Genomic DNA, 13,317 nt, shown 5'->3' on the forward strand with positions numbered 1-13,317 from the left:
TCAGTTCCCTCTCGCCAGGCCGTTGAGTTCGGCATGCGTCGCATCCGGCGCCACCAGCAGGGTAATTTCAACACGACGGTTACGTGCGCGATTTTCTGCGCTGTTATTAGGCACCAGCGGATTGCTTTCACCGCGCCCTTCCGCTTTCACCCGTGACGGCTGCGCCAGCTGCTGTTGCAACAGGGTCTGTACTGACCGGGCACGCGCCAGCGAAAGCTCAAAGTTGGAGGCGAAGCGGGCACTGCGGATCGGCACGTTATCGCTGTAGCCAATCACCTGAATCTGGCCGCTGACATTGTTCATGGCGGCAGCGATGCGCTGGATTACGTCGGTGTAACGTCCGCGCACCTCGGTGGCCGCCGAGGCAAATAGTCCGTCCCCTTTCAGCGTCACCACGCTGCGGTCCGCTTCGTCACGCACCGCTACCAGCCCGGCATCAATTTCCGGTTTCAGGAAAGCGCGCAGGTTCAGCGTGGCGGGCGGTGGTGGCGCAGGGTTGCCGATCTTCACTTCCGGCAGCGCCGTCTGATAGATACGGGCCAGTACCGGCGAGGTGTAATCGCCGAGACGCCAGTTGAGCACGATGTAGAACAGACAGGCCGCCAGCCCCGCCACCGCCGCACAGGCCCACAGCGGGATCATTGGCCGCCACAATTTGCGCAGGACCGGCTGATCGGTGGGATGCGGAGACAGCGCCGCTGCATAATTGCCACGCACGCTTTTGATCATCTGCAGCAGGCGCTGTTTGATGGTCTCCAGCTGCGAGCGACCGTTGTCCAGCACCCGGTAGCGTCCTTCGAACCCCAGCAGCAGGCAGAAGTAGATCAACTCCAGCATCAGAATGTGGCGCCTGGGGTTCTGCGACAGCTTAGCCAGCAGCTGGAAAAACTTTTCGCCGCCCCAGGTTTCATTGTGAAAGGTGACCAGCAGACCATTGCTGGTCCAGACGCCGCGGCTGCCCCACGGCGTCAGCGCCGCCGCCTCATCCAGCGCGGTACAGAGACAGTATCGTGCGCCGATGATCACTTCATAGCCCAGGCCTGACTGCTGGCAGCTCAGCTCGAAGCGCCGAATCTGATCGATCAGCTGCTGACGCAGCTGCGCCGGGTCTTCATGTGATACCGAGTGACGGATCTGAGGAATGGCGTTAATCAGGGGGTTGGCCGCCGCGACCAGCACATTCTGATGACTGGCCTCCGGCGCAAGATCGCTGTGTGATTTTTGTTGTTCCTGCATCATGCTGCGTGCTCAGTTTATGATTCTGACTGACTACGAATGGCCCAGAACTCCATGTTCAGACCTGGAAACTCACCGGCAAGATGCAGCGCAAAAGCGCCCGAGCGCTCCATCTCTTTCCATAGCTCGCTGTTCTTATCCAGTTCGAAATAGCTGTATCCGGCATGCCACGGGATCTGCGGCGGCGCGCCGGGCATGGCCCGAAGTGCCAGACCGGGCAATTGCAACTGCACCAGATCGCGGATTTTGCTGACCGGGGCGACTTTCATCTGCGCCGGGAAGTGGGTTTTGAGGGTGTCGGCTGGCACGCTGGCTTTCACCGCCAGCACAAAGCCAAACTCATGCACCATACTGCTCTCCGGCACGGTCGCGACGTTAAGACCGTGCGAGCGCTGAATCAGCGGCAGCTGAATCGCGCTCTCTTCCATCACCTGGGATAGCCCCTGACGCAGCAGCAGTGACAGCCGGCTAAAACAGCTGTGCAGATCGTCATGATCATAGAGCGGCAGGCCATCGGGCGCGCGGGCTGGCGTCCAGGTACTGAGCTCCGCCGCCAGTTGCAGCCAGTGGCTGTAGAGCGTTTCAGGATGCAGCAGCGGCAGATGTTGCAGATGAGTGTGCAGGCCAAGCTGACGATTGAGCAGCGCCAGCAGCATAAAATCGACCATATCCGCGCTGTTAAAACGACCGGTGCCCGGCGCGCGCTGACTCAGCTGCTGGCTGCGTTGCTGGATCAGCCCGTGCAGATCGTTGAACATGTTTTGCAGCGGACGGCTGCTGTTAAGCGTCAGCATCGGCGGGATGTAGTCGCTGTCGAGCCGGATGTGGTTGTCGCTGCGTTTTTCAATCACCTGAGCCACGCCCATGGCGGTCCACTCGGCGGTCAGATCCTGTTCCAGCATCAGCCGCAGACGCAGTTTGCCGAACTGCACCGTGGCGCTGCCCACGGCCTGGGCATTGTCATCTTCCACTTCCGCTTCCCAGGCGAGATAGCGCGCCAGAGAATCCTGCGACTCCTGAAAGGCCACCGCTTCGCGGCCATTGCGGCGTGCCGGAATGGCCAGCACAACTTTGCTGCGGTCAACGGAGGCAGGCAGATCAAGCGGGGCCGGACCGTGCTGTGGCTGGCTGAAGGCAAAAAACGTGCCGTCAGGCAGACAACCGCTGGCGGCGCTCAGCGCCAGTTTCCCCTGGCGCAGCAGCGCTTCATCGAACTCCAGATCGTAAAAACCCCAGGTATAGGCGCGCTGCGACTGGCCCCACTCACGCAGGGTGCTGAGAAGATAATTTTCTGACTGCTGGAAATGGTGAGGACGCAGAAACATCCCCTCGGTCCAGACCACCTTTTCGGCTCTGTTCATAGACATCACTGTTTTTCCACGCGAAGGCCGTTAATCCCCGCCACGATGCGCGCATTCAGCTCACCATCGTCACGCTTCCAGAACGCCCAGAATGAGGGTGATTCGCCTTCGGGAACCGGCAGCGACAGTCGCCAGACCTTGCCATCCAGCGCCTGATATTCCGCCATGATGCCGATGAAGCGCGCCTCGGGCAGACTCTTAATCCGCAGCGTTTTATGGGGCTGAGTGGAAGTCAGGAAGAACTGTTGCGTATTGAGTTGCGCATTTCCCAGCGCGCTAGCGGACTGGTTTTGCAGGGAGTAGAAGTCAGCCGACATAAATTCCGCATCGGAGGTCAGTAATACCACCCGGATTTTCAGCGGCGCACCGCCGTTAACCTGGTTTTGCGCCTGAACGTCCAGGTTGTACCAGGCAACAGGCTGTGGAGTGCTGCTGCACGCGGTCATCAGCCACGTCAGCAGCACTATCAGCGCCCCACGCCATTGCGTTGTTGTCATCATCCCGCCCTCCCTGCTTAGTGCGATTAGTTAATAATCCAGGTTCCGTTAGTGCTGTTCTGGCAGGCGGTGCTGTCACCGTTTACCGCAACACAGGTTTTCTTCTTGCTGCTGCGCACCCGGCGCTTCGGCTGGTCAGCCTTGATCGTCTGATCGTAAAGCTCGCTTTTCACCACGGCGCGAAACGGCACATAGCCGGTCAGCTGAACGGTTGCCTGCGGCGCTGCGGAGGGTGCTGACTCTTTAACGGCACTGCTGGCTTTACCCGGCTCAGGTTCTGCTGACGCCTGAGCGGGTTCACCCAGCGCCAGCCAGTTGTTCTCTACCTGACCAATCACGGTGTAGCTTTCGCCGGTTTTCAGCGTCTCCACCACCTTGCCGCCAAAACTCGGATGGCTCATCACCGAAGCGGGATAGAGCGCACGGTAGGTTTCATTGACCGGGCTGAACTGCGCAGGCGGTTTAACCGCATAACGGTGACTGATCACCACGCCATCCACGGTGCTGGTGACCAGCGTGTCATCCGTCATTTTTGGCGGCGTTTTACAACCCGCGACAGAAAAAACAAACATCAGGCCTAACGCAATACGGAGCTTCACCATTTTTTTCATGTTGTGTTCCATTCATATCCTGGAGAGTGGCCAGAGGCCGGTTGTCAGTAATGAAAATCGGGGATGTGGTGCTGAGAGAGCGCCACTTAGTGCCAGCCTAAAAGAAAAACCTTAAGCAAATAGCGTTAAAGTGCCATGGCGTGGCACGTTAACAGATCAACTAACGTTAACTATTAAAAAGCAACTCTGGCGACCGGGACGGGCGCAGGGAGAAATCTGAGCTGGCGATAAATGATCAGAAACATGATCTATTTTTTTCCGTCAGATTGGATGAGGCAGGCAAAACCCAAGCTTTACTTATGCCATCCCTGGCCGAAAAACGGACATATTGACTCAGATTTACACTTGTGACGCTATTCGCTGACAAAAGAAAAAAGCGCAGCGCATAGACTGATTTTCCTGTTTTTACGATCACATTCAGTAAGTTACAAGATGTGTATAAGCTCATAGCTACCGCACGAGCCAGGTATATCCTGCCCGTAGGTATAAAATCACAATTCCTTTGTAAACATAAGCTGCGAGTTTACAGAAGATTGACAAAATTTCAACGGGCCACTTTCATAAGATTTTACTTAAGTAAAGTTTAAGTAATTTACTTAGTGCAAATATGTGTTACTTTTAATCACTCGCTTAGGATTATTCTTAACAAGATGAGCAACTATGAAGTATTCTTACACAGAAACCAGATCCCCCTGTAGTCAGCATTAAAAAAACTCATGTAAAAAATGGCGCTGTTTCACCAGGCCATAATGAAGGTTAACGGCGAGGTGACCGTAATACGTGGCAGTTTTTAGCGTAAAAAACAGTGAGATAATGCTTACAAATCAGCAAGTTGATTCAATATGGGACGGTTCAGAAAGGGCTGAGGATGAGGTGGTCGTGAAGCGAGGTAAGCGAAGCGCAAAACGGCCCGGCGTCGCTTTAAGAAAGGACTGATTAATTGTTCTTTATCGGCATTGCAGCTATCGCCACGCTTCTGATGCTTCTCAGCATGCCTGGCTATGTGGAGCAAAAAAACCACGCCGTAGCGTGGTTCTGAGGGAAGAGTGCAGGGTTATCCTGGCAGGTTGCGGGCCAGAACTAGAAGAAGCCCAGCGGCTCGATACTGTAGCTGACCAGCAGGTTTTTAGTCTGCTGATAGTGATCCAGCATCATTTTGTGAGTCTCACGCCCGATACCCGACTTCTTATAACCGCCAAAGGCGGCGTGCGCCGGATAGAGGTGATAACAGTTGGTCCAGACGCGCCCGGCTTTAATCGCCCTGCCCACACGGTAAGCACGGTTGATATCGCGGGTCCAGACGCCAGCACCTAACCCATAGATGGAGTCGTTGGCGATACTGATTGCTTCCGCCTCATCTTTAAAGGTGGTGATACCAATGACCGGGCCAAAGATCTCCTCCTGGAAAACGCGCATGCTGTTGTTGCCTTTCAGCAGTGTCGGCTGAATGTAGTAGCCGCTGTTAAGTGAGTCATCCAGCTTCTCTACGCCACCGCCCACCAGCACTTCCGCGCCCTCCTGTCGGGCAACCTCAAGATAAGAGAGAATTTTATCAAACTGCTGCTGCGACGCCTGCGCGCCCACCATGGTTTCGGTATCCAGCGGATCACCACGTTTGATGGTTTTTACCCGCTTCATCACCGCTGCCATAAAGGGTTCGTAGATCGACTCCTGTACCAGCGCACGCGACGGACAGGTACAGACTTCGCCCTGATTCAGGAAGCCCAGCACCACGCCTTCGGCGGCTTTCTCTATAAAGCTCTCCTCCGCCTGCATGATATCTTCAAAGAAGATGTTAGGTGATTTACCGCCCAGCTCAACGGTCGAGGGGATCAGGCTTTTTGCTGCCAGCTCCAGAATATGACCGCCGGTTGCGGTAGAGCCGGTGAAGGCTACCTTGGCGATGCCGGAATGGGAGGCGAGCGCTTCACCCGCCTCTTTGCCGAACCCATGCACCACGTTCAGCACACCCGGCGGCAGCAGATCTTTAATCAGATCGACAAAAACGGTGATCGACAGCGGGGTCTGCTCAGCCGGTTTCAGCACCACACAGTTACCCGCGCCCAGTGCCGGAGCCAGTTTCCACGCCGCCATTAATAGCGGAAAGTTCCATGGAATGATCTGCGCTACCACGCCCAGCGGCTCATGGAAATGATAGGCGGCGGTGAACTCATCAATCTCGGCGGCACTGCCCTCCTGCGCCCGGACACAACCGGCAAAGTAACGGAAGTGATCGACGGCCAGCGGCATATCGGCCGCCAGGGTTTCGCGTACCGGTTTACCGTTATCCCAGGTTTCATAGACCGCCATCGTCTCCAGATGCTGTTCCAGCCGATCGGCGATTTTCAGTAACAGCAGCGAGCGTTGTTGCGGCGAGGTCTTGCCCCAGGCTTCCGCCGCCGCTGCCGCAGCAGCCACAGCGTTATCAACATCGGCAACGTCTGAGCGCGGAAACTCACCGGCCGCAGAGCCGTTCACCGGGGAGGTATTGGTGAAGTAGTTGCCGTTCACCGGCGCGACGAATTCACCATTAATGAAGTTGCCATAATTCTTTTGTAGGGTAATCAGAGAACCCTGTTCTCCGGGGGCGGCATAACGCATGATCATTCTCCTGACAGGTGACTGATGTAACAATGATGAAACTTATTATTAACATGAAGCATCATCAAGAGCCTGTCAGTTCTGTTAACCGGAAACTGTGACCGCCCCGAAGGAATGGGTGTTTACGCTTCGTCTTTAGATAATTCCGACTTTTACCCAAAAGGCTGGTCAGAGAGAAACTTGTGCGGCACAAAGGGGTCAACGTGAGGATGAATTCATTCTGGAGATGAGCATGCTGGCTTCAGCTTTTACCCTGATGCGCGCTAAAGCCAATTTCGTGCATCAGTTTATCCGCAACCCGCGCAAGATGGGCAGCATTACGCCCTCGTCAGAGGCGCTGTGCCGCACCATGATTGCGTCGGTGGAATGGCCTGAAAAGTTACGTATCGCCGAACTCGGCGCGGGCGACGGTGTACTGACGCGGCAGATACTGGCGCAGATGTCACCCGATGCCACGCTGGATGCCTTTGAGATCAGCAGCACGCTGGCCGATAAGCTTAATGCGCTGAACGATCCGCGCATGACGGTGCGCACCTGTTCAGCAGAGTACCTGAGCGGAGAATATGACGTGATCTTCTCAGGCCTGCCGCTGCTCTCATTACCCACTGAATTGCGTGAGGCGATTCTGCGTGCGGTGTATAACGCGCTCGGGCCCAACGGCGTCTTTGTACAGTTCCAGTATACCTCGCTGACTCAGCCAGACCTGTCGCGCTACTTCACCTGGGAGCGCCAGCGGGTGATGAAAAACGTGCCACCCGCCTGGGTCTATCGCTGCACGCGTCACTACGCACCCTGAGCTTGCGCCATTGCAGGGCGCGTTTGTTGCCAGAACGCCACCAGCAACTCACGCGCCCAGTCTTTCCCCTCCATCTCGTTTGCCCCATCTTCTGCACAGCCTTTGGGCATACAAACGTTCATGATGTGCCGTGAAAATTCAGGATGAAACTGCACCGATAGCGCCTGCGGCGAATAACGGACAATCTGACAGCCATCGCGCGCAGAGGCGGCCAGCACCTGCGCCTGTTGTGGCGCGCTGATCACCGACTGGCGATGTGACAGCCAGACGCTGAAGTCCTGTGGCAATTTCTTCAGTAGCGGATCGCGCTGCGCCTCCGGCATACAGTTGATTGGTAACAGCCCGCGTTCCCATCCATTGGGATTGTCCGCCACCTCGCCACCCAGCGCATAGGCCATCAGCTGGTGACCGTAGCAGACCCCCAGCAACGGCAAGCCGTTATCCATGGCTGCGCGAATCCATACGGCGCTGCGTTCGCTCCAGTCAGCGTGATCGGTGACCATCGCCCAGGAACCGCTGAGGATCGCCCCGGAAATCTGGTCGAAAGCGGGTAGCGCCTCGCCCAGATGGGGCCGTACAATCAGGTATTCATCGGGTTGCAGGTTTAACGCGTCGATGAACCAGCGCGGCTGTTCACCAATCTCTGAGACGACGTTTGCGGGTGGGACTTCAAGCTGAATTAACGCAAGGGGTAAGGCGGACGTGTAGGTCATACCGAATCAGTTCCTTTAAGAAGTCGTTTCAAATCAGTCTGCCAGCAACGCGCCCGAAAGTCTCATCAGGCTGCGCCGCAATCGCAGAAAATTTCTCCCTGCGATTGGCTGCAATGCCGCAGTTCGTGCCATCATTAGCGGGCTAAGCAAAAAAACATCGAAAGGATATTATCGTGGCTGTGCGGCATTTTTTTCTGATTCTGATGGTGGTTTCAATCTGGGCCTTCAACAACGTTGCGGTGAAATGGGGCCTGCTGGAGCTTCCGCCACTTTTCCTGACGTTTATGCGCTTTGTGGTCGTCGCCATCGTACTGGTACCGTTTTGCCGGATTAACCGTCAGCAGCTACCCTGGCTGTTGCTGCTGGCTTTCACGTTCGGTTTTATGCACTTTTCGCTGCTGTTTGTCGGCCTGCGCTATACCGATGCCGGCACCGGCGCAATTGTGGTTCAGTTGGGTACACCCATTGCCATGCTGCTGGCGATGGTGGTGCTGAAAGAGAAGCTGAAGCTGGTGCAGCTGATGGGCATTATGATCTCGCTGAGCGGCGTTGTCGTGCTCTCCGGCAGCCCGACGATTCCGTCGTGGTGGGTGCTTTGTCTGTTGTTGTGCAGCGCCACCGGCTGGGCTGTCAGCAACCTGATTGTGAAAAAGTCACCGCCGATTAAACCGCTGACCATGACCGGCTGGATTGCGTTTCTGGCCATTCCTGTCGTCGGCGCATCCAGTCTGTTGATGGAATCACATCAGCTCTACGCCCTGCAAAATGCGGGCTGGCACGGCTGGTTTGCCATTCTTTACAGCGCTATCGCCTCGTCAATTGTCGCCTATACACTGTGGTATATGCTGCTGAAGAAATATAACGTCAACCTGATCATGCCCTACTCACTGCTGACGCCGGTATTATCCGTGCTGATGGGGATTGTGGTGCTGGGCGACAGCCTTAACAGCTTCAAGATTATCGGTGCGTCGCTGGTAATCCTTGGTACCGCTATTGCCGTAATCAACCTGCGTAGCCTGCGGATGCATGCCCGCTTCCCGCGCCTGCGGCGGCGTTAATCCCGCGTGCTATGCTTGAGAAATCACTTCTCTCAGGAAGCACAACATGGACTCACCGCTTGCCGCCTCTCTCTGGCAGCAGATGCAGCAGGGATTGCGAGGTCGCGACGCCGCCTGGCCTCTCCCCGCCTTCGTTGATCGCGCCACCTTCTCTTCTGCCTTTGCCGTCAGTGAACTGGCGGCCACCAGTATCGGTCTGGCAACGCAGGCTGCTGCTGCGCTTATCGCCACATCCCGCCCTGAACTCTCTCCGCCCGTCACCGTTAACGTCCGGCTGGCGTCACGCTGGTTTCAGCAGAGCTTCCATCCGCTGAATCGCGCGGCACCCGCGATGTGGGATGCGTTTGCCGGTGACTATCGCAGTCAGGATGGCTGGATCCGTCTGCACACCAACGCCGCACATCACCGGCTGGCGATGGAGCGGGTGCTGGGCGCGCACGCCGATCGCGCAGCACTGGCGCAGCAGGTGCAACAGTGGCAGGCCAGCGAACTGGAGCAGGCCGTTATTGATGCGGGTGGCTGTGCCGCAGAGATGCGCAGTGCCGCCGCCTGGCAGCAGCATCCGCAGGGCCAGGCCGTGCAGCGCGAACCGCTATTTAGCTGGCAGACCACACAACAGGCAGCGGCGCCGGCGTGGCCGCTGGCCGAAGCTCGTCCTTTACTGGGCATCAAAGTACTGGATCTGACGCGGATTATTGCCGGGCCGGTCGCTACCCGTTTTCTTGCCAGCCTGGGAGCCAGCGTGCTGCGCATCGATCCGCCCGGCTGGCAGGAGCCGACGCTGGATGAAGAGATGAGCTGCGGCAAGCGACGAGCGGTGCTGGATCTGACTCAGACCGCCGATCGCGAGCAGTTTATCCACCTGCTGCGTGAAGCGGACGTGCTGGTGCATGGCTATCGGGCAGATGCGCTGGAACGGCTCGGGTTTGACGCGGAGACCCTTCAGTCACTCTCACCCGGTCTGGTTGATGCCGGCCTGAATGCCTGGGGCTGGCAGGGTCCGTGGCGCAATCGCCGGGGTTTTGACAGTCTGGTGCAGATGGGGTGCGGCATTGCTGAAAGAGGCATGCAGTGGCAGCAGAGCGATAAACCGGTCCCGCTGCCGGTGCAGGCGCTGGATCATGCCAGCGGCTATCTGCTGGCGGCGGCGGTGCTGGAGGGATTACGGCGACGCATTACTGAGGGCCACGGCAGCCAGGTCCGGCTGTCGCTGGCGCGCACCGCGTGGCTGTTGCAGCAGCATCCCACCGATCAGCGCACAGGCTCCGGCATTGCGCCGCAGGTTAAGGATAACCTGCCCTGTTACGAATTAACGCCGTGGGGGTTTGGAGTGAGGCTGCAAGCGGCCGTCTGGCTGCCCGGCACCCCACAGCTCTGTTCGACGCCAGGCTGTGCGCCGGGTACGCACCCGGCGACGTGGTGAAGCGGATGCGGCTCGCGTCTGTTTAATCCGAACCGGAACATTTTATGTCTCAGGGATGAGCATCACGGCGTGGATGTAAGCTGTTAGCGCGTCTGTCTAAACCCGCATCACCATTTCCCCTCGCTTACTGGCATCATTAGATGATTAGAAAACTCATTTGATAGCATTAGATAATAACCTTATCATTCGCCATAATTCATGAACTCCGGTCACTTACTCAATACTATGCAGTTCCGGCATAGCCTTACGCACTCACGACCTCTGCTGCGACACACAATTACCCGGATAAACTATGTCAAAACAGTACATCTATGATGAAGCAGGCAAACCCCAGTTTGTGGTCTTGCCGGTGGCGGAATATGAAAGGCTGCTCTCGGCCAGCGATGGCGAATGGGAGACTATTCCTGTGGAGGCTGACGAGCACGACGATGAGACGATCCCGCACGACGTTGCAGGGATCATGATTGAGCAGGAAGTGAGTCTCCAGGCGGCCTGGCGCATCTGGCGGGGGCTTAGCCAGCATGATGTGGCTCAGCAGTTGGGGACCACGCAAAGTGCGATCTCTCAACTGGAGCGTATTGAAAGTAAGCCGCAGAAAAAGACGCGTGAACGTCTCGCAAAACTGTATGGCTGCCGACCCGGGCAGTTAATCCTGTAAGCCGATTGAGAGGGTTCAGGTGCCCGAAAAAAAGCACGCCGTATCCAGAGAATCCCCCCCAGAACCCATTGAGAAAGATGATTCAGCACTGTGCGCCGGGTACGCACCCGGCGACGTGGTGAATCAGGCGTCAGGCGTCTCTTCGCTGCTATCCAGCAGCTCGTTGTACATCGCCTGGATCGCTTCGCGGCTCAGCATGGCAAGAGTACGATAAAAGGCCGTGGTCGCGTGCGCTTCCACTTTACCCAGGAAAGCACCGCACCACGGCAGCAGATACTCTTCAAACAGCGCCATCTGCGCCGCGCTCTCATCTTCCGCTGACTGATCTTCCAGCCATGACGCAGCCAGCATCAGCACACCAAAATGATCAGCAGGCGCATCGCTCAGCGGCATTCCGCGTGAGGTCAGGAATGCACGCACTTCTGGCTCCGTTTTGCCTTGCGGCCACTGTGAGGCGTACGGCGGCACGTTGCAATCGCTGCCAACAAACAGCGCGTTGTAATCGGCGGCCAGCGCCTGGGGATCGCTGTTCTGTTGCAGACGGGTCAGCAGCTCATCCTGCTCCAGCGGCCACTGCGACTGCAGTTTGCCTTCACGCAGCAGCGTAAACAGCGGTACCAGCAGCGGATCCTGCGGCTGACGATTAAACAGTGAGCCGATCACGCGGCACAGAATGGAAAACTCATTCATGAGTCAGATTTCCTTGAGGCAAGTAAATTAAAAGTCAGCCAGTTCAGCAATATGTTTGCCGCTGCGCTGCTCCAGAAAGTCGAGCAGGCGACGCGGCGTGACATTTAACACCCGATCCTCAGGAAAATCCACCTCGCGGGCGATGCGCAGGCAATGTTCAAAATTTCCGAGCGTAAACGCCGTATGGGAATCGGAGCCAAATGCCAGCCGTCCACCGGCATCGGCGGTCTTAACAACGGCGATGACCGGGACTCTGAGTAATCCACCCTTACACCTGGCTATCTCAGCCAGAAAGTGAGTTCATACTTCAGAAAAAATCTTAAAGCAACTGGTTAATTTTGCATAGAAAACTTCAGAATACATCATCCAGCAACTTCTGATTCTGATGAACTATTAGCCAGGCGGAATGAAGATATGCAATAACAGGCTAATCAAACTCGTAAATTTTCATAAAAAAATAGAATAAAATAAAAAGCACTTTTCCTACGGGGGCTTACCTCCACTAGTAATAGCGAAAATATTTTCCACAAAAATAAATAATTAAAAGGATCCATAGAAAAGCGAACAGCAGACCATATGTAGGAAAAACGCTTACAAAAAAAATGGCCCCGACCAGACCGGCCGCTGGTGGTATAAGTCCAAAGAAGGATTGACTTACCCAGGCATATAGCCAGCGAAGGATCGCCTTCATTTTATTAAAATCTTGTTTAGTAGATTTAAAATCTGCTCTTCGCTAGTGGAACCTGAATTTTTCAAATAGATTATTTTAGACATTTCCGGCTCAATCAAATAATAGAACATTTCTAAATTAGCATTATATAAGTCGAAGTAATACTCCGCATCATCGAAGCGTAATTTTCTTGCTGCTTTTGTGGCAATCTCAAACTTACCATAAAATTTAAAAGCGGTTACGGCATACGAACTTGTAGCATTAATTACATTAATATGTGACTGTTTGAAATCCCGGGATTGTGTAATAACGAGCGCGATTAACTGTGCTATAGCAAGTTTAGAGAATTTACCAGAAGCATAATCAGACGCTTTTTCAGCTAACAGTCTCTGTATGTTCTGGATGCCTGTATCACCAATACGGCTCAGTTTTTTTCTGAAGTATATTTCTACCATCTCTAAAACCACGTCCTGCCGGGTAAACAGCATTCTGAGTTGCTTCAGGTATCGCAAATCTTCCTGCTTAAGTTGATTACAAACATCCTTGTAGTCATCAAAAAAGCATGAACCATAGCCGCTTGCACGTTGAGCGCCAGACACAATCCCCCTTCCTGTATCAAGCATTGTTTGATGTAACTCAGCAAGTGCCTTCTCAAAGTTAAGCGCAATGGTTCGCTCTGCCTGAAGTTTAATCTTAAGATAAGACATGCTCATACTCATCCCTTTGTGTAGAATTCCTTATGCAACGATTGTATACTGAAGTGAAAGGTATGCAAAGAGAATGGCTTATGAAAAGGATCAAGTGGCTGGCTTTATACACCGTATTTACTCTATTTTATCTTATAGTGATCCCGGAAATCATCTTCAGAACCCTTTCGGAAGATGCTTACATGAAGCTCGGTGAAATCGTAAATCCATTTCAAATTTTCCCTTCAACAGCGAATGCATTATTCATAGCAATAATAATTTCAGCTTTGCTATTAGCATGGTTAACTATTAAATTA

Annotated in this window: 12 protein-coding genes and 1 pseudogene; 4 read left to right on the forward strand and 9 right to left on the reverse strand. The window is 54.8% G+C overall.

Translation table 11 applies throughout. The features are described 5' to 3' along the window. From OK409_RS06775 to OK409_RS06795, 5 genes are all read right to left on the reverse strand, one after another. The gene (locus OK409_RS06775; protein WP_010246128.1) at positions 1-1,239 is read right to left on the reverse strand and encodes a DotU family type VI secretion system protein; all 1,239 of its coding nucleotides are present in this window, start codon (positions 1,237-1,239) and stop codon (positions 1-3) included. A 14-nt stretch (positions 1,240-1,253) separates the two neighbouring features. Further along, positions 1,254-2,597, reverse strand: a complete 1,344-nt coding sequence (gene tssK / locus OK409_RS06780) for a type VI secretion system baseplate subunit TssK (RefSeq protein WP_010246132.1) — start codon at positions 2,595-2,597, stop codon at positions 1,254-1,256. Positions 2,598-2,602: 5 nt separating this feature from the next. Continuing rightward, positions 2,603-3,097, reverse strand: a complete 495-nt coding sequence (tssJ, locus tag OK409_RS06785; RefSeq protein WP_033786065.1) for a type VI secretion system lipoprotein TssJ — start codon at positions 3,095-3,097, stop codon at positions 2,603-2,605. A 23-nt stretch (positions 3,098-3,120) separates the two neighbouring features. Continuing rightward, positions 3,121-3,717, reverse strand: coding sequence for a hypothetical protein (locus OK409_RS06790; protein ID WP_010669898.1), 597 nt, complete (start codon positions 3,715-3,717; stop codon positions 3,121-3,123). Positions 3,718-4,785: 1,068 nt separating this feature from the next. Then, entirely contained in the window at positions 4,786-6,306 is a 1,521-nt protein-coding gene (locus OK409_RS06795; RefSeq protein WP_010669897.1) for an aldehyde dehydrogenase family protein, read from the reverse strand. A gap of 232 nt (positions 6,307-6,538) precedes the next feature. Between OK409_RS06795 and OK409_RS06800 the strand changes: the two genes are divergently transcribed. Then, positions 6,539-7,102, forward strand: a complete 564-nt coding sequence (locus OK409_RS06800; protein WP_022625824.1) for a class I SAM-dependent methyltransferase — start codon at positions 6,539-6,541, stop codon at positions 7,100-7,102. Here the strand turns inward: OK409_RS06800 and OK409_RS06805 are convergent. After that, positions 7,090-7,815, reverse strand: coding sequence for a glutamine amidotransferase (locus OK409_RS06805; protein WP_256849355.1), 726 nt, complete (start codon positions 7,813-7,815; stop codon positions 7,090-7,092). The genes OK409_RS06800 and OK409_RS06805 overlap by 13 nt on opposite strands. 173 nt (positions 7,816-7,988) lie before the next feature. On the opposite strand from OK409_RS06805, the gene OK409_RS06810 reads away from it, so the two are divergent. The 3 genes from OK409_RS06810 (at position 7,989) to OK409_RS06820 (ending at position 10,954) form a co-directional block, all read left to right on the forward strand. Then, on the forward strand, positions 7,989-8,873 hold the full coding sequence (locus OK409_RS06810) for a DMT family transporter (protein ID WP_010669895.1): 885 nt from the start codon (positions 7,989-7,991) through the stop codon (positions 8,871-8,873). Positions 8,874-8,919: 46 nt separating this feature from the next. Further along, on the forward strand, positions 8,920-10,296 hold the full coding sequence (locus tag OK409_RS06815) for a CoA transferase (protein WP_264366916.1): 1,377 nt from the start codon (positions 8,920-8,922) through the stop codon (positions 10,294-10,296). Positions 10,297-10,588: 292 nt separating this feature from the next. Then, on the forward strand, positions 10,589-10,954 hold the full coding sequence (locus OK409_RS06820) for a helix-turn-helix domain-containing protein (RefSeq protein WP_010246157.1): 366 nt from the start codon (positions 10,589-10,591) through the stop codon (positions 10,952-10,954). 123 nt (positions 10,955-11,077) lie between these two features. On the opposite strand, the gene OK409_RS06825 is transcribed toward OK409_RS06820, so the two are convergent. The 3 genes and pseudogenes from OK409_RS06825 to OK409_RS06835 all read right to left on the reverse strand — a co-directional run bounded on the left by OK409_RS06825 (position 11,078) and on the right by OK409_RS06835 (position 13,027). After that, positions 11,078-11,644, reverse strand: a complete 567-nt coding sequence (locus OK409_RS06825) for a molecular chaperone (RefSeq protein ID WP_245116678.1) — start codon at positions 11,642-11,644, stop codon at positions 11,078-11,080. Between the two features lie 27 nt (positions 11,645-11,671). Further along, positions 11,672-11,866 (reverse strand): annotated as a pseudogene (locus tag OK409_RS06830) (phosphatase); the annotation flags it as partial. A gap of 465 nt (positions 11,867-12,331) precedes the next feature. Then, on the reverse strand, positions 12,332-13,027 hold the full coding sequence (locus OK409_RS06835; RefSeq protein ID WP_064691199.1) for a hypothetical protein: 696 nt from the start codon (positions 13,025-13,027) through the stop codon (positions 12,332-12,334). Positions 13,028-13,317: the final 290 nt, after the last annotated feature.

Origin of the sequence: Pantoea sp. RG18, assembly GCF_025910075.1 — a bacterium.
Classification (GTDB): Bacteria; Pseudomonadota; Gammaproteobacteria; order Enterobacterales; family Enterobacteriaceae; genus Pantoea; species Pantoea agglomerans.